Origin of the sequence: Erythrobacter neustonensis, from assembly GCF_001663175.1 — a bacterium.
In the GTDB taxonomy this organism is placed as follows: Bacteria; Pseudomonadota; Alphaproteobacteria; order Sphingomonadales; family Sphingomonadaceae; genus Erythrobacter; species Erythrobacter neustonensis.
The window spans coordinates 2,388,258-2,408,994 of sequence record NZ_CP016033.1 but is presented as its reverse complement, the minus strand read 5'-3'; the positions used below and the strand labels follow the sequence as shown (position 1 = coordinate 2,408,994).

General features: G+C 64.8%; 13 protein-coding genes and 1 tRNA gene. 8 read left to right on the top strand and 6 right to left on the bottom strand.

Annotation, left to right across the window (positions count from 1 at the left end; all coding sequences use genetic code 11):
- Positions 1-371 precede the first annotated feature (371 nt).
- Both A9D12_RS11165 and A9D12_RS11160 read right to left on the bottom strand, forming a co-directional pair.
- Complete coding sequence (locus A9D12_RS11165; protein ID WP_068351860.1) at positions 372-2,735, bottom strand: EAL domain-containing protein; 2,364 nt, start codon at positions 2,733-2,735, stop codon at positions 372-374.
- Between the two features lie 98 nt (positions 2,736-2,833).
- Positions 2,834-3,304: a DUF3429 domain-containing protein gene (locus A9D12_RS11160; protein WP_068354363.1), complete on the bottom strand. Its 471-nt coding sequence runs from the start codon at positions 3,302-3,304 to the stop codon at positions 2,834-2,836.
- An 84-nt stretch (positions 3,305-3,388) separates the two neighbouring features.
- On the opposite strand from A9D12_RS11160, the gene A9D12_RS11155 reads away from it, so the two are divergent.
- From A9D12_RS11155 to A9D12_RS11145, 3 genes are all read left to right on the top strand, one after another.
- Positions 3,389-4,168 (top strand): SDR family NAD(P)-dependent oxidoreductase, encoded by a 780-nt coding sequence (locus tag A9D12_RS11155; RefSeq protein WP_231889611.1) that lies wholly within the window; start codon positions 3,389-3,391, stop codon positions 4,166-4,168.
- A 69-nt stretch (positions 4,169-4,237) separates the two neighbouring features.
- Entirely contained in the window at positions 4,238-5,623 is a 1,386-nt protein-coding gene (locus tag A9D12_RS11150; RefSeq protein ID WP_068351857.1) for an ABC1 kinase family protein, read from the top strand.
- 224 nt (positions 5,624-5,847) lie between these two features.
- On the top strand, positions 5,848-6,282 hold the full coding sequence (locus A9D12_RS11145) for a low molecular weight protein-tyrosine-phosphatase (RefSeq protein ID WP_231889754.1): 435 nt from the start codon (positions 5,848-5,850) through the stop codon (positions 6,280-6,282).
- A 1-nt stretch (position 6,283) separates the two neighbouring features.
- Here A9D12_RS11145 and recG read toward each other — a convergent pair whose 3' ends face one another.
- A complete protein-coding gene (recG, locus tag A9D12_RS11140; RefSeq protein WP_068351853.1) occupies positions 6,284-8,359 on the bottom strand; it encodes an ATP-dependent DNA helicase RecG in 2,076 nt (691 codons plus the stop codon).
- Between the two features lie 73 nt (positions 8,360-8,432).
- On the opposite strand from recG, the gene A9D12_RS11135 reads away from it, so the two are divergent.
- The 3 genes from A9D12_RS11135 (at position 8,433) to A9D12_RS11125 (ending at position 14,938) form a co-directional block, all read left to right on the top strand.
- Positions 8,433-8,711 (top strand): FAD assembly factor SdhE, encoded by a 279-nt coding sequence (locus A9D12_RS11135; RefSeq protein ID WP_068354358.1) that lies wholly within the window; start codon positions 8,433-8,435, stop codon positions 8,709-8,711.
- Positions 8,712-8,879: 168 nt separating this feature from the next.
- Positions 8,880-12,380, top strand: a complete 3,501-nt coding sequence (gene mfd, locus A9D12_RS11130; RefSeq protein ID WP_068351851.1) for a transcription-repair coupling factor — start codon at positions 8,880-8,882, stop codon at positions 12,378-12,380.
- A 155-nt stretch (positions 12,381-12,535) separates the two neighbouring features.
- Positions 12,536-14,938, top strand: coding sequence for a TonB-dependent receptor (locus A9D12_RS11125; protein ID WP_068354355.1), 2,403 nt, complete (start codon positions 12,536-12,538; stop codon positions 14,936-14,938).
- 53 nt (positions 14,939-14,991) lie between these two features.
- Here the strand turns inward: A9D12_RS11125 and A9D12_RS11120 are convergent, their stop codons facing one another.
- Entirely contained in the window at positions 14,992-15,768 is a 777-nt protein-coding gene (locus A9D12_RS11120) for an EAL domain-containing protein (RefSeq protein ID WP_231889609.1), read from the bottom strand.
- 214 nt (positions 15,769-15,982) lie between these two features.
- Here A9D12_RS11120 and A9D12_RS11115 point away from each other — a divergent pair, with 214 nt between their 5' ends.
- Both A9D12_RS11115 and A9D12_RS11110 read left to right on the top strand, forming a co-directional pair.
- The gene (locus A9D12_RS11115; protein WP_068351849.1) at positions 15,983-16,777 is read left to right on the top strand and encodes an NAD kinase; all 795 of its coding nucleotides are present in this window, start codon (positions 15,983-15,985) and stop codon (positions 16,775-16,777) included.
- Between the two features lie 145 nt (positions 16,778-16,922).
- Positions 16,923-16,997 (top strand) — tRNA-Asn (locus A9D12_RS11110).
- A 99-nt stretch (positions 16,998-17,096) separates the two neighbouring features.
- Here the strand turns inward: A9D12_RS11110 and A9D12_RS11105 are convergent.
- Both A9D12_RS11105 and secA read right to left on the bottom strand, forming a co-directional pair.
- Positions 17,097-17,852: a sulfite exporter TauE/SafE family protein gene (locus A9D12_RS11105; protein WP_068351847.1), complete on the bottom strand. Its 756-nt coding sequence runs from the start codon at positions 17,850-17,852 to the stop codon at positions 17,097-17,099.
- A 25-nt stretch (positions 17,853-17,877) separates the two neighbouring features.
- Entirely contained in the window at positions 17,878-20,640 is a 2,763-nt protein-coding gene (secA, locus tag A9D12_RS11100; protein ID WP_068351845.1) for a preprotein translocase subunit SecA, read from the bottom strand.
- Between the last annotated feature and the right edge of the window lie 97 nt (positions 20,641-20,737).

Sequence of the window (20,737 nt, the reverse complement as noted above, 5' to 3'; positions counted from 1 at the left end):
GGGCGATTGCGGCACTCCAGACGACGAAAGGCGCCCGTCGCTCGACGAATGTTTGCGCCTGAGTTGTGAAAATGGGGGGGACATGACCGGAGAATAAGAGAGCCGCGGCTGGTCAGCGGCGATTCGCAAAGGTTAACAACAGCCTGCGAGGCAACGCGACAGATGGCTCGAAGGGCTTTGCCGCACAGCGCGGATAACCAACAAAAAAAGGTGCTAGAACGAAAAAAGCCCCGGTTTCCCGGGGCTTATCCTTGATTACGTCAAGCGCAAAATTAGCGCGAGCCGAACAGGTAACCGAAATAGGCCCACATAAGATTTCTCCATCCAGCGCCAAAAGCTGTAGGATGGGTTTAACACTTTATTAACCTTAATCAAGCGGTAAGTATGGCTTGCCGAACTCCCATCATCGCGAGCAGTTCAGGCATCGCGATGGCTTGCGAGAAAAGATAGCCCTGGGCCTGATCGCAGCCCATCGCGCGCAAGGCGGCGGCGACGGAAAATTCCTCGACCCCCTCGGCGACGACGATCTTGCCGAGCGAATGCGCGATCTCGATCGTGGCGCGCACCACGGCGCGGCTTTCCTCCGAGGTCGCCATGTGCTGCACGAAACGCTTGTCGATCTTCAGTTCGGAGCTTGGCAGCTTCTCGATATATTCGAGGTTCGATTGGCCGGTGCCGAAATCGTCGATCGACAGGCCGATCCCGCGGGCCTTCAACGCCGCGATCTGCGGCGCGATGCGGTGATCCTCGAGCTTGGCGGTTTCGGTCAGTTCGAGCGTCAGGTTCTCGGCCGGGAAATCGAAGCGGCCCAGCAAGGTCATGATGTCGAACAAGAGGTGCGTATCCGACAGGCTCTTGGCCGACATGTTGACGGCAAGCTTGAAGCGCGGGTCGAGCGTGATCGCCTGCTTTCCGTCGATCAGCGCCGCTTCCATCACCACCAATGTCAGTTCGTTGATGCGGTCGCCGGCCTCTGCGGCGAGCACCAGATCCTGCGGGTTGATCAATTCGCCGCCGTCGGGCCGCCAGCGGATCAGCGTTTCCGCGCCGACGATCCGGCCCGAGGACAGATCGATCTTGGGCTGGTAGGCGACGCCGATATCGCGGTCGCGCAACCCCTTCTCGAGCACGCGAATGAGGCCCAGCCGGTGATTGCGGGCCTCGAGATGTGCGGCATCGTTGATGATGAAGCGCACGCCGCGCGAGGCAGCCTCTTCGGCCGCCTGCATCGCCCGCTTGATCCGCAGCGCGACAGGTAGATCGTGGTTGGTGTCGATCCCCAGCGCCGGCGCGCCTTGCGAAGATTGCCAATCGTGGCTGATCGCGGTCTTGAGCATCATCGCCAGACCATCGGCATGGCGTTCGAGATCGGCAGTTTCCATCCGCGGGGCGAGCCATACGAGGATATCGCGGTCGAACGCGATGTCGCCGACTTCGCCAGGGCCGCGCACATAGGCGATCAGCGTGTTGACGAAGTCGCCGATCTCGCGCTCGCTCCAGTTTTCGGACAATTCGGCAAGATTGGCGATCTTGAGCGCATAGACATCGCGCTCGCTGCTGGGCCGCTCCGAACTGATCGCCGATGTCGTCATCGCATCGACCCCGACATTATAATATTTGCGGTTGATCCGGTGGAACCCGAAGGCGGCAAATCCGATCGCCAACAGCGCGGGCATGATATCGGCGTGGATTGCGAACTCGTCGAGCACGAACGGCACCAGAAGCAAGGCGAAAACCACGATCCACAAGTCCCGGGCACCCCTTGGCCGGCCACGCGTCTGCGCAAAGATGACCGCGGCGGCCAGCAGCATCGCGGGATACCAGAGCAGATCAATGGGCGTGTCGCGCCTGAGGGTGTGCGCCCCGAGTATGTGGAAGTAAGGGCCGGCAAGCCGACCGTAGATTGGATGATTATGAAAATCGGGCGATTCGATAAAGGTGCGGCCGACTACGACACTCTTGCCGGCAAGCTCCCCTGATTTAATTCGGCCATGCAAAACATCGACATAGCGAAATGTAGGAATGGTCTTCGGATCAAAAGCATAGTCTGGCCGATACTCTTGCGTCGGCCCGTTATAACCCGACAAGAGCGCCGAAATCGAGGGATAGGCTGTGCCAGCCATCTCTACTCTGGTTGGGAATTTGACGGAAAATCCGAAAGGACCAACGTAACCCGCCATCGATGCTTGGAGTGCCACATCGCTGAATTGTTTGAGTGGAACGATCGGGTCAGAAATTCTGAACCCGTTTGCGATCGGCGTAGCCATCCCCAGCCACACCTTCCCGCGGTGCCGGGCAAGCGTCTGCGCGAAAATCGCATCGGTTGCGGCTGTTTCGGGATCGGCATGGGCGCGGTCGAAAACGATCTTCTGCACCCCGGCGGCCACAAGCTGATCGACGACCTGGCTGTCATGCGCCCGCGTCGGCAGGGCGACCCGTAACTCATTAAGCGTCGCATCGTCGATCGCGATCATCGCGATGTCCTGCGGTGCCGGGCGCTGCCGAAGCTGCGCGCGCGCGGCGGTGTAGGCGTCTTCGGCCGGCAACGGCAGTTCGATGATTGCGCTGAAGATGCCGAACAACACCGCGCACACAGCGACCATCAGCCGCTTCTTGCCCAGCAGCTCGGATGCCGAACGCCGCCGCGCGCTGTCCGTGCGGACAGCACCCTGCCCCCCGGTCGTGCCGAGGCTCTGGCGCATCTGATCGGCCATCTGCTGAAGCCTTGCGTTCATTAACCGGACTATCCTGTCGGCAAACCCTTCGTCTGCCCTAGGCTTGGGTGGTTAATTTATCGCAAAGGTTTGAGAGGGGCGTTCTGCGGCAACCGCGCTCAGAGCACCTGCGGCGCGAGCAGGCCCAGCGCGATCGTCAGGCTGCCCAGCCCGATCGACAGATGCCAGCGCAATTTCAGGAAATCCGCGCCCGCAAATCCGAGCCCGCGGTCGATCAGCGGCGAGCCGAGGATCAGCGCGCCGAGATACAGAAGCGCCGGACCCGGCCAGTCCCACCCGAAGCTCCACGGCAGGAACAGGCCAACCGCCAGCAAACTTGGCATCACCGCGAGCAGATAGGCCCCGGTGGTCGCGCGCCCGCTCTGCACCGCCTGCCCCCACCAGACGCCGCCCAGAAAACTGAAGATCGCCGCAGAATAGGCGAACCCGCCGGCGAGCGCGGCATATCGCCATTCATGGCCCGCCAGCACCATCGCGACGCAGAAGATCTGCGGCAAGAGCCCGGCATAGCCCAGCGCCCTGGCGGCGGATGGCAGGGCGGGCGCGGTGTGCGGTGATCGTTCGTTCATGCCGCGGGTAACCACAGGGCGGACGCGCGGTTCCCGCCGATCGCTATCGCCGCCTTGCGCGGCCCCCGGCTTTGCGCCAGTTTCATGGCCATGACCCTGTTCGATCTTACGGGCCGCACGGCCCTCATCACCGGCGGCAATGGCGGGCTGGGCCTGTCGATGGCGCGCGGGCTGGCCAAGGCTGGCGCGAATGTCGCAGTCCTTGCGCGCAATGCCGAAAAAAACGCCGCAGCTGCGGCGGAATTGCGCGGTCTTGGCGCAGGCGAAGTGATCGCGCTGGCCTGCGATGTGGGCGAGGATGACGCAATCGAGGCCGCGGTCGCGCAGACGCTTGCCGCGTTCGGGCGGATCGATGCATGCTTTGCCAATGCCGGGATTTCGGGCGCAGGCACCGCGATCCCCGACATTACCGCCGATGGCTGGGATCACACGATGGCGGTCAACACCCGCGGCGCGGCGCTGGTTTACAAGCATGTCAGCCGCCACATGATCGCGCGCGCGAAGGATGGCGATCCGGGCGGCAAGCTGATCGCGACATCGTCGGGCCAATCGATCATGGGGGTCAACCGCTCGTCCGATTATGCCGCATCGAAGGCCGCGCTCAACGGGCTGACCCGCGCCGCCGCATTCGAACTTGCGCGTTACCGGATCACCGCCAACGCGCTGCTTTTCGGGTTTTACGAGACCGAGATCACCGCGAAGGCCGATCCCCGCTTTGCCGAGTGGATGAGCCGCCGGATTCCGCTGCGCCGCGCGGGCGATCATGCCGGGCTTGAAGGGCTGGCGGTGTTCTATGCCTCGCCGCATTCGGATTACATCACCGGGCAATGCCTGCCGGTGGATGGCGGGCTGTCGATCTCGTAAGGCGTGGAACAGGCGCGCGGGCGGATCGTTGGCGATCACACTGGCCCTTTCCGGAAAGCCCTCCCCACCGTGTCCGACGATAACCTTCCCCCTGAATTTGCCGATCTTCCGGAAGACCGCAGCCGCCAGCGCGCGGTACCTGCCGGGCGGATCGCCCGGCTGGGCACATTCGGCCGTCTGGTCGGCGGGGTCGCGGGCGGAATGGTGGCCGAAGGCGCGCGGCGGATCGCCAGCGGCGAAGGCATCAATGCGCGCGACCTGATCCTCACCCCCGGCAACGTCCAGCGCCTCACCGACCGCCTGTCGCACCTGCGCGGCGCGGCGATGAAGATGGGCCAGATGATCAGCCTCGACGCGGGCGATTTCCTGCCCGACGAATTGTCGACGATCCTCGCGCGTCTGCGCGATCAGGGCAATTTCATGCCCGCGCGCCAATTGGACACCGTGCTGCGCGCCGAATGGGGCGCAGACTGGCGCAAGCAGTTCCGCTGGTTCAACCCCCGCCCCATCGCCGCCGCGAGCATCGGGCAGGTCCACAAGGCGCTGACCCGCGATGGCGAGGAACTGGCGATCAAGGTGCAGTATCCGGGCGTCGCCAAATCGATCGACAGCGATGTCGACAATGTCATGACGCTGCTCAAGGTCGCAGGTTTCGCGCCGCCCGAACTCGAAATGGGCAAGCTGATGGCCGCGGCCAAGCAACAGCTGCACGAAGAGGCCGATTATGCGCGCGAAGGCCGCCAGATGGCGCTGTACCGCGACATGCTTGCCGACACGCCGGGCTTTGTCGTCCCGCGCCTGCACGAAGGGCTGACCCGCGGATCGATCCTCGCGATGAGTTTCGAGGACGGGGTCAGCATCGAGGAACTGGCGAACGAACCGGCCGAGGTGCGCGATGCGGTCTTTGCCCGGCTGCTGCGGCTGGTGACGCGTGAATTGTTCGATCTGGGGGTGATGCAGACCGATCCCAATTTCGCCAATTTCCGTTATCGCCGCGGCACGGGCGAGATCGTGCTGCTCGATTTCGGCGCATGCCGCCCCGTCGATCCGGTGGTGGCGAACGGCTATCGCCGGATGCTTGAAGCCGGGCTTCGCGGCGATGCCGAGCAAGTGCTTGCCGCGACAATCGAAGCGGGGTTCATGATGCCGATCGTCGCCGAGAAACACCCCGAACGCGTGCGCCGGATGATCGATATCGTGATCGGCGAAATGCGCGCCGATGCGCCGTTCGATTTCGGCGACCGCGCCTTCATTCCGCTGCTGCGCGAAGAAGGCTGGGCGATCGCGCAGGACAAGGACACCTGGGCCTTCCCGCCGATCGAAACCCTGTTCGTGCAGCGCAAGGTTTCGGGCATCGCGCTCCTGGGCGCGCGGCTCCAGGCAAAGGTGAATGTGCGCCGGATCGTGGAGGACATTCTCGGCTCGACAACGCCGCGCGCCGCCGACCCGTCGTGACAGCGTTTCGGTGCCGCCTCGACCCCGCCTTGCCCCACGTTAGCCCGGGTTTGCTGCCATCGTGCCCCCGGCCAGCCGTCGCCCGCATCATGTTTCACGTGAAACCAACATGATAGCGTGTGGACACCCGAGTTTGTTTGTTATAGGCGACCCCGATGCATGGGGGGGCTCAACATAAGATCGGCGTGCTGTTCGTGTGTCTCGGCAATATCTGCCGGTCACCGATGGCCGAAGGCGCGTTCCGCGCCGCTGTGGCAACGCGCGGGCTGGAGGTGATGGTCGATTCGGCGGGAACCGCTTCCTACCACATCGGCCACGCGCCCGATCCGCGCGCGGTGGCGGTTGCGGGCCGGAACGGGATCGACATTTCCGGCCAGCAGGCACGGCAGGTGGAACGCGACGATTTCTACCGCTTCACCCACATCATCGCGCTTGACCGCGCCAACCTCGAAGGCTTGCGCAGCAAGGCCCCGCGTGATGGGACGGCGCGGCTGGCGATGCTGATGGATGCGGTCGACGGGTGCCGAGGACAACCCGTGGCCGATCCCTACTATGGCGATGCGGCGGCCTTCGAGAAAGCGTGGGCAGACATCGTGCTCGGAACGCGGGCTTGGGCCGACCGGCTGGCAAGCGAATCCGCGCTGCGGCAGCCGGTCTGAACTAACCGCCGCGCAGCAGCTGAACGCCCCAGTCGCGCTCGAACAGATAGAGCAGGATCCGTGCCGCTTCACCGCGCGGGCTGGTAAGGCCGCCGTCACGCTCCATCAGCAGGCGTGCATCGGAATGCGCGATGGGCAGCAGACGCTGGGTCTGTTCCAGATCGGCGATCCGGAACCCTGCTTCGCCCGATTGCCGCGTGCCGAGCAGTTCGCCCCCGCCCCGAAGCGTCAGGTCTTCCTCGGCGATCCGGAACCCGTCCTGCGTCTCGCGCATCAAGGCCAGCCGCGCGCGGCCTGTCTCCGACAACGCCGCCCCGCGCAGCAGCAGACAGGTCGACTTCTCCGAGCCCCGCCCTACGCGCCCGCGTAACTGGTGCAGCTGCGCAAGGCCGAAGCGCTCGGCCTGCTCGATCACCATCAGCGTTGCCGAGGGCACATCGACCCCCACCTCGATCACTGTGGTCGCGACCAGCAAGCGGGCTTCGCCGCTGGCAAACCGCTCCATCGCGGCGTCTTTGACCTCGGGCCGCAATTGCCCGTGGACCAGCACCACCGCTTCGCCAAACCGCTCCTTCAGACTGGCATAACGCGCTTCGGCCGCGGCGATGTCGGCCATATCGGGCGCGCCGTCGGCCTCGCGCACCATCGGGCACACCCAATAGGCCTGCTGACCGCCCGCGATATGCCGCGCGACGCCTTCGATCACCTCGCCTTCGCGCTCGATCGCCACCACGCGGGTGTCGATCGCCTGCCGCCCCGGGGGAAGCTCGTCGAGCCGGCTGACATCCATCTCGCCATATTGCGCCAGCGTCAGCGAGCGCGGGATCGGGGTCGCGGTCATCGCCAGCGTGTGCGGGGCGCGGCGACCCTTTGCCGCCAGCGCGAGCCGCTGCGCCACACCGAAACGGTGCTGCTCGTCGATCACCACCAGCCCCAGATCGCGGTAATTGACCGTGTCCTGAAAGATCGCATGCGTGCCGACGAGCATCTGGATCGACCCGTCGAGCAGGCCCATCAGAATACTCTCGCGCTCGCGCCCCTTGGCGCGCCCCGTGAGCAGCGCAATTTCGGCGCCCGTTGGCCCGAGCATCTTGCGCAGCGTTTCGAAGTGCTGGCGCGCGAGGATCTCGGTCGGTGCCAGCAGCGCCGCCTGCTTGCCCGCCTCGACCGCGATGAGCATTGCGTTGAGCGCGACGACGGTCTTGCCCGCGCCGACATCGCCTTGCAGCAGCCGCAGCATCGGAGCTTCCTGCGCCATGTCACCGGCAATCTCGGCAATCGAACGCGCCTGTGCGCCGGTCAGCGCGAAAGGCAGTTGCAGCTTTGCGCGCAGGGCACCGTCACCCACCAGCGCCTGCCCCCGGCGGCGGCGGCCATCGGCCTTGACCAGCAGCAGCGCGAGGCTGTTCGCCAGCAATTCGTCATAGGCGAGCCGGTCGCGCGCCTTGGGATCGGTGCTTTCGTGCGCCAGCCGCAGGGCCTCGCGCCATGCGGGCCAGCCTGCGCGCTCGAGCTGTCCGGGTTCGATCCACTCGGGCAGATCGGGCACGCGCCCAAGCGCTTGTCGCGCAAAGTCGGCGATGCGCGGCTGGGTCAGCCCGTCGGACAGGCGGTAAACGGGTTCCGAAAGCCGCGCCATGTGCGCCGCGCTTTCGGTTTCGATGTGGTCGGGATGGACGATCTGGAGCATGTCGCCATAACGGTCGAGCCGCCCGGCGACCCAGCGTTTCTCGCCCACCGGAACCAGCTTCTTGCCGCTGAAGGCTGCCCTGCCGAACCATGTCAGCGCGCAGATATTGCCCGCATCGTCCTGCGCGAGGACACGATACGGACCACGGCTGCCAGCGCGCGGGGCGCGGTGTTCGATCGCGGTCAGCGCGATCACCACCTGTTCGCCTTCGCTCGCCGAATCAAGATCGGCCACCGCCCGCCGGCTGACGAAGCGTTCGGGCAGATGATAGGCGACATCCTTGATCCGGGTCAGGCCCAGTTTTTCGAGCGGCTTCATCAGCTTGGGGCCGACGCCTTCGAGCATTTCGACCTGAGCGAACAGCGGATTGAGGGCCTCGGGGCGCATTGCCGCTCTCGCTAACACCGTGCTTGCATGATTGCGAGTTGAAGCGTCCGGCAGCTGTGGCTAGGTGATTTTCATGACCCAAACGCCCCCCTTCGAACAACGTCTCGCCCGGGCCAAGTTCCGCGCCTGGCACCGCGGCACGCGTGAGGCCGATTACATGATCGGCGGGTTCTTCGATCGCTATCACGGTGCATGGGGCGAGGCGGAGCTGCAATGGTTCGAAGCGCTGCTCGACGAAGACGATGTCGATGTCATGGCGTGGGCGCTGGGCACGCAGCCGCCGCCGCCCGCGATCGCAGGCGACTTGCTGACCGCGATGCAGCGGCTCGATTACGTCGATATTCCGCGCTGACCTGCGCGCGCGGGTTCGACAAGGTGCGGCGCCGCGGATAAAGGCTGGAACGAAAGCGCCAGCGCGGCTGTTAGGCCTGTGCGCGATGCGCTCTGCAACACACCTTTCTGCGCGCCTGCGCCGGAGGGAAATCTGCGTCCCTGTTCCGGCTTCGAGTGAAGTGATCTTATGCCCGACCTCAACCGCATTCTGGCCGCCCGCGAACCGCTGACCCTTGCGTCGCTGCCGCGTGGCAGCCTGCCGATGGTGCTGGCCGATCTGGCGCGCGCGGCGAAGCGGCGCGCGGTGTTCATCGCGCCCGACGATGCCGCGATGCGCGCCGCTGCCGAAGCCGCCCGGTTCTTCGCGCCCGAGGTCGAGGTGGTGACCTTCCCGGCGTGGGATTGTCTCCCCTATGACCGCGCCAGCCCCGCGCTGTCGATCAGCGCCGAACGGCTGGCGGCGCTCCACAAGCTGCAATCTCCCGGCAAACAGCAGCAATTGCTGGTGACCACAGTGAATGCCGTGCTGCAACGCGTGCTGACGCCGTTCCGGGTGCGCGAGAGCGTGCGCGAGTTCAGGGTGGGCACGCAGATCGGGCACGAAAGCCTTGCCGCGCTGCTGGTGCGGCAGGGTTACAGCCGCACCGACACCGTGATCGATCACGGCGAGTTCGCGGTGCGAGGGTCGATCGTCGATATCTTCCCCTCCTCGCTCGAAAGCGGCCTGCGGCTCGATTTCTTCGGTGACGAGCTCGAATCGCTGCGCCTGTTCGACCCCGCCACGCAGCGCACGGTCGAGCGGATCGACAGCCACCTGCTGCTGCCCGCTTCCGAAGCCCTACTTGACGAGGACAGCATCAAGCGGTTCCGCAGCCGTTACCGCGAATTGTTCGGCGCCAACGCGACACAGGACCCGCTTTACGAGGCTGTCTCCGAGGGACGCCGGCTGGCGGGGATGGAGCACTGGCTTCCGCTGTTTGAGACCAAGCTTGCAACCCTGTTCGATCATCTGGGCAAGGACGATGTCGTCGTTATCGATCAGGGCGCGCTCGGCGCAGCCGATGAGCGGTTGACCGACATCCGCGACTACCACGATCAGCGTGGACGGATCGCGGGTGAGAAGAAGGGCAGCTACCGCCCGCTGGCGCCCGATGCGCTGTATCTGTCACGCGCCGAATTCGATGCGGCCCTGGCCGGAATGCCCGCCCACCGCGCAACCGGCTTCGCCTCGGAAGAAACTGCGGGCGTAGTCGACTTCGGGTTCCGTTCTGCACGCGACTTCTCGCCCGAACGCGGGCGCGGCGAGAATGTCTACGAGGCTGCGGCTGCGCACCTGAAGAAGGTCGCCAAGTCTTCGCGCAAGTCGCTGGTCGCGGCCTATTCGACCGGCAGCGCACGGCGCATCGCGGCGATCATCGACGAAGCAGGCGCGCCCACGGCGCTTGCCGAAAGCTGGCAGCAGGCGCTGGGCCTTGCCGCGAAAGGCACGACCGCAGTGGTCGTTCTGCCGCTCGAGACCGGGTTTGCGAGCGATGCCCTCGAAATCCTGACCGAAGCCGACATTCTCGGCGACCGCCTCGTGCGCCGCAAGAAGAAGCGCAAGGATGCCGATGCCTTCCTCGCCGAGCTTCAGGCGCTCAGCCAGGGCGATCTGGTGGTTCATGTCGAACACGGGATCGGGCGCTATCTCGGGCTTGAGGCGATTCCCGTCGGCAAGAGCAAACATGATTGCGTCGCGCTCGAATATTCGGGCGGCGACAAGCTGTTCATCCCGGTCGAGAATATCGACGTTCTCACCCGCTATGGCTCGTCCGATCAGGTCGTCGCGCTCGACAAGCTGGGCGGCGAGGCATGGCAGCGCCGCCGCGCGCGCCTCAAGGAGCGGATTACCGCGATCGCGGGCGAGTTGATGCAGGTCGCCGCCGCGCGCGCGCTGCGGCAGGCCCCTGCCCTCCCCGCCGATCCGGCCACGCTCGGCCAATTCACCGATCGCTTCCCGTGGTCGGAAACCGAGGATCAGGAACGCGCCATCGCCGATGTGCTGGGCGATCTGGAAAGCGGGCGGCCGATGGACCGGCTGGTGTGCGGCGATGTCGGTTTCGGCAAGACCGAGGTGGCGCTGCGTGCCGCCTTCGTTGCCGCGATGAACGGCCAGCAGGTCGCGATCGTCGCGCCCACCACGTTGCTTGCCCGCCAGCACTACCAGAACTTTGCCGAACGCTTTGCCGGCTTCCCCTTGCAGGTCGGGCGCCTGTCGCGCCTCGTCACCGCCAAGGAAGCGGCCGAAACGCGCGAGGGCCTTGCCAATGGCCAGATCGACCTTGTGGTGGGCACCCACGCGATCCTGTCGAAGAACACCAAGTTCAAAAACCTGGGCCTCGTGATCGTCGACGAGGAGCAGCGCTTCGGTGTCACGCACAAGGAAAAGCTGAAACAGCTGCGCGCCGATGTTCACGTGCTCACCCTCACCGCCACACCGATCCCGCGCACGCTGCAGATGGCGATGAGCGGCCTGCGCGAACTCAGCACGATCCAGACCCCACCGGTCGACCGCCTCGCGGTGCGGACCTATGTGATGGAATGGGACGACATGGTGATGCGCGAGGCGCTGCTGCGCGAGCATCACCGCGGCGGTCAAAGCTTCATCGTCGTGCCGCGCATTTCCGACATGGCGGTGATCGAGGACTGGCTGCGCGAAAACGTGCCCGAGGTGAAGACCGTGTCGGCCCACGGCCAGATGGCACCGGGCGAAGTCGAGGAGCGCATGGGCGCGTTCTACGACCGCAAGTATGATGTGCTGCTGTCGACCACGATCGTCGAAAGCGGGCTCGACATCCCGAGCGCCAACACGATCATCATTCACCGCGCCGACCGCTTCGGTCTTGCCCAGCTCTACCAGCTGCGCGGACGCGTGGGCCGGGCAAAGCTGCGCGCCTATGCCTATCTGACGCACGAGGCCGGCGTGGCGCTGTCCGAAGTCGCGCAAAAGCGGCTGAAGGTGCTGGGCGATCTCGATACGCTGGGCGCCGGCTTCCAGCTCGCCAGCCACGATCTCGACATTCGCGGCGCGGGCAACCTCCTGGGCGACGAGCAATCGGGCCACATCCGCGAGGTCGGCTTCGAATTGTATCAGGCGATGCTGGAGGAAGCGATCCTGGCAGCGAAGGCGGGCGAGATGGGTCTGGAGCGTCCGCGCGACAAGGTTTCCCCGCAGATCACCGTCGATGCGCCGATCATGATCCCGGAAGATTACGTCCCCGATCTGGCGGTCCGCATGGCGCTTTATCGCCGATTGAACCAGGCCGACGGGCAGCACGAGATCGAAAGCCTTGCCGCCGAAATGATCGACCGCTTCGGCGATCTGCCGCAGCCGACCAAGAACCTCATCCGCCTGATCGAGATCAAGCATCAGGCGATCGAGGCCTGCATCGCCAAGATCGATGTCGGCGCGCGCGGGACGCTCGTGACGTTCCACAATGACGACTTCCCCGATCCGGCGGGCCTGATCGCCTATGTCGCGCGGCTCAACGACGGCGGCAAGGATACTGCCAAGCTGCGCCCCGACATGAAACTGGTGATCAACCGCGCATGGGGCGATCCGCTCAGCCGGTTGAACGGGCTGTTCCAGCTGACCAAGGGCTTGTCCGGGATCGTGAAACGGGCCGCCAAGGCGAAGAAGGCCGCCTAGCGGCGCACCAGCCGTGGTGGTGCGCAAAGGCCACAAGCGGCACTGCCAATCGCGCCCGCGGATTGGTCTCGCTTGCTGTGCCCAGATCGGTGTGACACCTTTTGCCTCTTACAAATATCAGAGACTAAACTCTGGATTGAGAGGGCACTCACATGATGAAATCGGTCGATCACCGCCACCTTCGGCGCGCCATTCTGCTGGCTGGCGCGGCTGCCGTGCTTGTCGGCGCACCCGCCGCTGCGCAGGATGCCGCGGCAACCGCGGCGCAGGAAACGGAAGCCTATGACGGCAACGTCATCATCGTGTCCGCGACCAAACGCGATACCACGATCCAGGACGTGCCTTTCTCGATCAACGCGCAGACGCAGGAGGACATCCAGCGCTCGGGTGCGGTGACGCTCGAAGACCTGTCGCGCAATGTCGCCGGCCTGACGATCCAGAATTTGGGGCCGGGCCAAAGCCAGGTTTCGGTGCGCGGGATTTCGGCAGGCCAGGTCGTGCGCGATCAGCCGGGCGTGAAGGAACAGGTCGGCGTCTATCTCGACGAATCGGTGATTTCGCTTTCGCTGTTCACCCCCGATATCGACCTGTTCGATCTGAATCGCGTCGAGACGTTGCGCGGGCCGCAGGGCACGCTGTTCGGCTCGGGCTCGGTCGGCGGCACGATCCGTTACATCACCAATCAGCCGACGCTGGGCGTCAGCGAAGGGCAGGTCGAAGCCAACATCAACCTGATCGACGGCGGCAATATGGGGGGCCACCTGAAAGGCGCGATCAATGTGCCGCTGGGCGATAATGCTGCAATCCGCGCGGTAGGCTATTACACCCGCTATGCCGGGTTTATCGATGCGCAGGGTCCGGGCGGTGGCGAGAACGTCAACGATGGCGAGCGTTACGGCGGTCGCCTCGCGCTGACCTTCGCGCCCACCGACACGCTGTCGATCACCCCGCGCGTGATCTATCAGAAGATCAAGGCGAACGGGTTCAACCGGCAGGAAATCTTCAACCTTTTCGCCAACCGGTTCACCACCACCCGGCCGGCGGTGCAACTGGGCGAGCGCGAGCAATATCTCTTGCTGCCCGAACGCTTCGAGGATGAAACCTTCATCGCCGACCTCACGGTCAATATCGGCGTGGGCGAACACGAGCTCACCTCCGTCACGTCCTATATCAACCGCGACATCCTCGTCAGCCGTGATGCCAGCGCGCTGACGGGCTCGGTGTCGGTCGATCTGGAATTCCCCGATGCCGCCGTGCTGCTGCCGTCGAACCTGCGCGACACGACCGACCTCCAGACCTTCACGCAGGAGCTGCGGTTTGCTTCGGATTACGACGGCCCGTTCCAGTGGCTGATTGGCGCGTTCTATTCCGACGTGAAGCGCGACTACCGCCAGCGCCTGCCCACCCCGGGCTATGATGCCTTCACCGATGCTACCCTGGGCGCAGGCACCTCGGCGGCGGTGGCAAACGGGTTCCCGGCCAACTCGCCGTTCAATTCCGATCTGCCGTTCGATATCGAGCAATTCGCTGTCTTCGGCGAGGCGAGCTACGAAATCACCGACAGCCTGACCTTTACGGCTGGCGGGCGCTATTACGACTTCGAGGAAACCCGCACCATCACCACCGGCGGGTTGTTCGCCAACGGCGATGCCGGCGTGGTCGATCGCACCGCATCGAACGGCGTCACGCCGCGCTTCCTGCTCAGCTACAAGGCGAGCGACAATGTCACCGTCAACGCGCAGGCCGCTCAGGGCTTCCGGCTGGGCGGGGTCAACGATCCGCTCAACACCCCGCTGTGCAACGCGACCGATCTGGCGCTGTTCGGCGGCTTCCAGGATTACGGCGACGAGAAGCTGTGGAACTACGAGTTGGGCGTGAAGACGCAAGGCAGCGGCTTCACCTTCAACGCGGCGGCGTTCTATAACGACATCAGCAATCTGCAGGTCACGCTCGATGCGGGCAGCTGCTCGTCACGGATCGTGTTCAACGTGCCCGAAGCCTTTGCGGCCGGGGTCGAGGCCGAAATCGGCTTCGAACCGTCACCGGGGCTCAACTTCAACCTGTCGGGCAGCTACGTGAAGTCCGAATTCAACAGCACGCTCCCGGGCGCGCTGGCGACTGCGACGGGGATCCGCGATGGCAATCGCCTCCCCTCGGTGCCCGAGTTCCAGTTCTCGGCGAGCACGAGCTACGAATGGGATATGGGTGACAGCGCGACCGCGTTCGTCAACGGATCGGTGCAGCATGTCGGCTCGCGCTACACGCAGCCGTCGGATCAGGAAAACAACCCGCGCACCTTCGTCCACGGCCTGCCCTTCGGCGGCGCGCCGGCCACGGCGGCGACCACGGTCGATCTGCTGCTGCCCGACTATCAGCTGGTAAACCTCAGCGCCGGGGTCGAGCTCGACAGCGGATTGTCGTTCACCGCCTACGTCAACAACCTGTTCGACGAAAATCCGCTGCTCTCGTTCGATCGTGAACGCGGCGGCCGGGCGCGGCTGGGCTACAATATCGGCCAGCCCCGCACATTCGGCATCACTGCGCGTCAGACGTTCTGACAACGGCGCCGTGGCGGCGGGTGGGTCTGGTCCCGTCCGCCGCGACGCGTCTGTCAGCCGTGCCCCATGCCGCGTGCGGTGCGCGCGAGTGCGAGCACATTGGCGCTCGGCATCGGCTGCGCGCGCAGGAACCCCTGCCAGTAATCGCAGCCCTCCGCCGTGATCGCCGCGCGCTGGATCTCGTCCTCGATCCCTTCGGCATAGACCGTAAGGCCCAATGCCCTCGCCAGCGCCATGATCGCGCGCAGCACGGCCAGCGCGGTGCCGTCGGCGGGCACACCCTCGACCATCGCCTTGTCGAGCTTGAGCGCATCCAGCGGCAATTCGCGCAAGTAACGGAAGTTGCAGAAGCCCGCACCAAAATCGTCGAGCGCGGTGCGAAAGCCGAGGCCGCGCAGCGCCTTCAGCGCGCTGACCGCCTGCGCCAGATTGCGCAGCAGCACGTCCTCGGTGATTTCGAGCATGAGGCGGCCCGGCGCAATTTCGGATTGCCCGATCAGTGCGGCAAAATCGGCGGCAAATCGTGGATCACCCAATTCTTCGGGCGTGATGTTGAGCGACAGCGTCAACCCCTCGGGCCAGGTCGCGGCATCTTCCAGCGCACGGGCGACCACATGGCGCGACAGCGGCGCGACCAGCCCGGCGCGTTCGGCCACCGCAAACAGATCGCGCGCGCCGATCGAGCCCAGCGTCGGATGGCGCCACCGCGCCAGCGCCTCGGCCCCCACCACCGCCCCGCTGGCGCAGGCAAATTGCGGCTGGAACAGCACCTCGATCTCGCGCCGGTCGAGCGCGCAGAGCAGATCAGCCTCCAGCACCCCCGCGCTCACGCCCGGCAACCGGCCGCGTGTCAGCGCCCCGCGCAAGGATGTCCTGCCCTTTTCCATGATGATTCCTCTGCGCCCTGTCGCGACCATAGCCTTTGCTGGCTTGCACTGCGCGCATCAATTGCAATCCGCCCGAATCTGGCACATCAGGTCAACCGCTTAGCGTCCCTGCGGGGACGACATCGGCCATCGCGTCGCGGTGGCTGAAGGGGAGAGAATGGCAAGCAACGGCAACACCTATCAGCGCCTCGCACTGCTCGCGTCGGATACCGAGCGCGCGCAGGAAGCGCACGCCGCCCTCATCGCGCAAGGTGACTGGGTGCCGTTGGCCGAGGCCGATGCGGTGGTTGTGCTGGGCGGCGATGGGTACATGCTGCAGGTGCTTCACGCGATGCTCGATGCGGGCCGCGTGATCCCGGCTTACGGCATGAATCTCGGCACGATCGGTTTCCTGATGAATCGCTACGACAAGCGCGCGGTATTGCCGACACGGGTGAACAAGGCGCGCCGCTGGACGATTTCGCCCTTGCGGGTGGAGGCAGTCACCCATGACGGGCAGATCCACGTGCTCAACGCAATCAACGAGATCTCGCTGCTGCGCGAAACCCGCCAGACCGCCAAGATCGAAGTCACCGTAGGCGACCGCGTGCGGATCCGCGAACTGGTGTGCGACGGCGTGCTGGTGGCAACGCCCGCAGGCTCCACCGCCTACAACCTGTCGGCGCAGGGGCCGATCCTGCCGCTCGACAGCAAGATGCTCGCGCTCACCCCGATCAGCCCGTTCCGCCCCCGGCGCTGGCGCGGCGCGATCCTGCCCGACCGGATGAAGATCGTGCTGCGCGTGCTCGACCCCGGCAAGCGCCCGGTGGCTGCGGTGGCGGATCAGAAGGAACTGCGGGACATTTCCGAAGTGCGGCTCGAAATCGCACACGACAATGATCTGACCCTGTTGTTCGACCCCGGACAAAGCCTTGAGGAGCGCATCGTTGCCGAGCAGTTCATCACCGCGTGATGCGCTTGTGCGGGGCGCTTTTCACCCCCTCGCGACACGCAAAATGCATTAAGCGCAAACAGAGTGACAAAACCCTCTTGCAATCCGAATCCGCCCCCCATATAGGCGCGCTTCCGCTCTTCCTGACACCGCTTGGAAGAGTTGCTCCCCGATAGCTCAGCGGTAGAGTAGGTGACTGTTAATCACTTGGCCGTAGGTTCGAATCCTACTCGGGGAGCCAATTTCTTCTTCCAGATCCAGCGCTGACTGACCGCGATTGTCGCGGCCTTTGGCGTGCGTGATTTTTGCACGTCTTGCGCGGCAGCAGCGGGCCGCGCTGTCAGATCCCCGCCAGCAGGCGCACGCCGACGACCGCGACCAGCAATGCGGTGAGCCAGCGGATCCAGTGCGGCGGCAACAGCCGCGCTGCCATCAGGCTGCCGATCTGCCCGCCGATCACCACCGCCACCAGCAGCGGCAACGCCGCGCCCAGCGCCTGCCCCAGCAAGCCGGGGCCGTGCTTGATTACCTGCCCGCCAAGCCCGAAGATCGAATTGACGAGGATAAACAGGCTCGCGGTCGCGGCGATGCCTCGCGCACAATGCCAGCGGGCAAGGTGCAGCAGCGGCGCCAGAAATATCCCCCCGCCGATCCCCACCAATCCTGCGAAATAGCCAAGGGGCACAGCCGCCAGCGGCATATAGCGCGCGGCCCTGGTGGCCCTCCCCCCTTCAGCCTCGCGCACGGGAATCAGCATGGTCAGCGCGGTCAGCACCAGACTGCCGCCGAGCAGCGCAAGGAAGGTCGCTTCCTTGATCGGGGTCAGCCCGCCAAGGAAACTCGCCGGTGCGCCCAGAAGGACGATCACCGCCGCCTTTTTCCATGGGGTCAGACCGGCGCGCGCAAAACGGATGCTCGCCCCGGTCACGACCACGATGTTGCACGCCAGACTGACCAGCGGGAGCAGCCGGTAATCGAGCCCCGACAGCGCGAGCAGCGCCGAATAGGTCGAACCCCCGCCGAAGCCGACGCTGGCATAGAGCAGCGCGGTCACCAGAAATGCTGCCGCAAGCAGCACCGGGACCGCGCCGATCATCGCCTATCTCCCCCCGCCAACAGCGTCAGACAGTCTGGTTCGCGCCAACCGCGCCGTGGCAATGCTTGTACTTGTTGCCCGACCCGCACGGGCACAGCGCATTGCGGCTGATATCGAGGTTCGCCCACGGGTTCTCCGGGTTGACCCCGCCCGGCCCGAAGGCTGCGCGCGGGCTGCCGGCGAGCGAGCCGAACAGTTCGGGGCGCATCTCCGATCCGTCGCCATCATCCGAATTGTCGAGGCCGGTCAGCGGATCGATGTGACCGGTCAGGAAATCGGGCAGTTCGGGCAAGGCTGCGGGCGCGGGCTCTTCGAAGCGCAGTTCGGCGCGGAACAGGATCTTCGTCACCTCCTCGCGCAGATCGTCGAGCATGGTTTCGAACAGCACGAAGGCTTCCTGCTTGTATTCGTTGATCGGCTGCTTCTGCGCGATCCCGCGCATCCAGATTACCTGCCGCAGCGCGTCGAGCGTCGAAAGGTGCTCCTTCCAGTGATGGTCGAGCTGGCGCAGCAGCACGTCCTTTTCGATCATCCGCCAGATCGAATGGTCCTGCTCGCCCATCTTGTCGGCCATCATCTGATCGGTCAGCGCGCGCAGACGCTCTTCGAGCATTTCGGGCTCCACCTCGTCTTCGGCGAGCCATTCGTCATAAGGCGGAACGAAGCCGAAGATCTCCTCGGTGCGCGCCTTGAGCCCGGCAATATCCCATTGTTCGGGATAGGAACCCGGAGGGCAAGCAGCGCCCACCATCGCGTTGACCGTGTCGTGGCGCATGTCGAGCACGACATCGTCGACCGCTTCGCTGTCCATGATTTCCGAGCGCTGTTCATAGACGACCTTGCGCTGGTCGTTCATCACGTCGTCGTATTGGACGACCTGCTTGCGCATGTCGTAATTGCGCGCCTCGACCTTCTTCTGCGCGGTCTCGATCGCCTTCGAAAGCCACTTGGAACCGATCGCCTCGCCATCGGCAAGGTTGGAATTCATCATCTTGGAGAACAGCGTATCGGGGCCGAAGATGCGCAGCAGATCGTCTTCGAGGCAGAGGTAGAAGCGCGACAGGCCCGGATCGCCCTGACGGCCCGAACGGCCGCGCAGCTGGTTGTCGATCCGGCGCGATTCGTGGCGTTCGGTGCCCAGCACGAACAGACCGCCTGCAGCGCGCACCTGATCCTTCTCGGCGGCGACTTCGGCCTTGATCCGCGCGACGGCGGCATCGCGTTCGGGGCCCTCGGGCATGTCGCCCAATTCGTCGAGCACGCGGTATTCGACATTGCCGCCCAGCTGGATGTCGGTGCCGCGGCCCGCCATGTTGGTCGCGATCGTCACCGCGCCAAGCCGCCCTGCCTGCGCCACGATGCGCGCTTCCTGTTCATGGAAGCGGGCGTTCAGCACCGAGTGCTGCACGCCTTCCTTGTCGAGATAGTTGCTGAGCAGTTCGGACTTCTCGATCGACACGGTGCCGACCAGCACCGGCTGGCCGATCTCCTGCTTCTCGCGGATTGCCCGCGCGATCGCACCGAACTTGTCGGCGGTGTTCTTGTAGAATTCGTCGTCCTCGTCGATGCGGGCGACGGGCAGGTTGGTCGGGATTTCGACCACCCCGACCTTGTAGATGTCCCAGAATTCGGCCGCTTCGGTCGCCGCGGTCCCGGTCATGCCCGAAAGCTTGGGATACATGCGGAAATAGTTCTGGAAGGTGATCGAGGCGAGCGTCTGGTTTTCGGGCTCGATCCGCACGCCTTCCTTGGCTTCGACCGCCTGGTGCAGACCGTTCGACCAGCGCCGGCCATCCATCATGCGGCCGGTAAATTCGTCGATAATCACGACCTTGTCGTCCTTGACGATGTAGTCGGTGTCGCGCTTGCGAGCGAAATTGGCGACCAGCGCCTGGTCGAGGTGATGGACGACCTGCGTGTTCTCGACATCGTAGAGATTGTCGCTCGCCAGCAGGCCCTTCTCGATCAGCAGCGCCTCGACCTGCTCGAGCCCGTCCTCGGTCAGCTGGACGCGCTTGGACTTCTCGTCGATGTCGAGCCATTCGATCGGGATCTCGCGCGCGACCTGATCGAGCTGGACGTAAAGCTCGCTCTTGTCCTCGGTCGGGCCGGAGATGATCAGCGGGGTGCGCGCTTCGTCGATCAGGATCGAATCGACCTCGTCGACGATCGCGAAGTTGAACGGCCGCTGCGCCATGCCGCTGCGTTCGTGCTTCATGTTGTCGCGCAGGTAATCGAAGCCGAATTCGTTGTTGGTGCCGTAGGTGATGTCGGCATTGTAGGCGTCGCGCTTGTATTCCTCGGGCATGCCGGGGACGATCACGCCGACGGTCAGGCCGAGCCAGTTGTAGAGCTTGCCCATCTCGGCCGCGTCGCGGCGGGCGAGGTAATCGTTCACCGTCACCACGTGCACGCCCTTGCCTTCGAGCGCGTTGAGGTACACCGCGAGCGTCGCCATCAGGGTCTTGCCTTCGCCGGTGCGCATTTCGGCGATCTCGCCGCGGTGGAGCACGAGGCCGCCGATCAGCTGGACATCGAAATGGCGCATCCCGAACACGCGCACCGATGCCTCGCGCACCGTCGCAAAGGCTTCGGGCAGGATATCATCGAGCGATGCGCCGCCATCGATCAACCCGCGCAGCTTGGCGGTCTGGCCCTGCAGTTCTTCGTCCGACAGCGCCTGAAGCTGGGGTTCGAGGCCGTTGACCTGCGCAACGATTTTCTGGGCGGACTTGATGTAACGCTCGTTCGCCGAGCCGAAGACGGATTTGATGAGGTTCTCGAACATGGAAATAGGCCTTTGATTCGCAGCCGCCGCCCGTCGCAATGCGGGCGTCATGCAGAAGCTTTTGAAAAAATCACGGCGCGCCAAGCCGGATCGGGGC

Excerpts from the sequence above, each read along its gene's own strand:
- A9D12_RS11165 (WP_068351860.1), bottom strand. The coding sequence starts at position 2,735 with ATGAACGCAAGGCTTCAGCAGATGGCCGATCAGATGCGCCAGAGCCTC.
- secA (WP_068351845.1), bottom strand. The coding sequence starts at position 20,640 with ATGTTCGAGAACCTCATCAAATCCGTCTTCGGCTCGGCGAACGAGCGT.
- recG (WP_068351853.1), bottom strand. The coding sequence starts at position 8,359 with ATGCGCCCCGAGGCCCTCAATCCGCTGTTCGCTCAGGTCGAAATGCTC.
- A9D12_RS11105 (WP_068351847.1), bottom strand. The coding sequence starts at position 17,852 with ATGATCGGCGCGGTCCCGGTGCTGCTTGCGGCAGCATTTCTGGTGACC.
- A9D12_RS11145 (WP_231889754.1), top strand. The coding sequence starts at position 5,848 with ATGGCCGAAGGCGCGTTCCGCGCCGCTGTGGCAACGCGCGGGCTGGAG.
- A9D12_RS11155 (WP_231889611.1), top strand. The coding sequence starts at position 3,389 with ATGGCCATGACCCTGTTCGATCTTACGGGCCGCACGGCCCTCATCACC.
- A9D12_RS11115 (WP_068351849.1), top strand. The coding sequence starts at position 15,983 with ATGGCAAGCAACGGCAACACCTATCAGCGCCTCGCACTGCTCGCGTCG.
- mfd (WP_068351851.1), top strand. The coding sequence starts at position 8,880 with ATGCCCGACCTCAACCGCATTCTGGCCGCCCGCGAACCGCTGACCCTT.
- A9D12_RS11125 (WP_068354355.1), top strand. The coding sequence starts at position 12,536 with ATGAAATCGGTCGATCACCGCCACCTTCGGCGCGCCATTCTGCTGGCT.
- A9D12_RS11160 (WP_068354363.1), bottom strand. The coding sequence starts at position 3,304 with ATGAACGAACGATCACCGCACACCGCGCCCGCCCTGCCATCCGCCGCC.
- A9D12_RS11135 (WP_068354358.1), top strand. The coding sequence starts at position 8,433 with ATGACCCAAACGCCCCCCTTCGAACAACGTCTCGCCCGGGCCAAGTTC.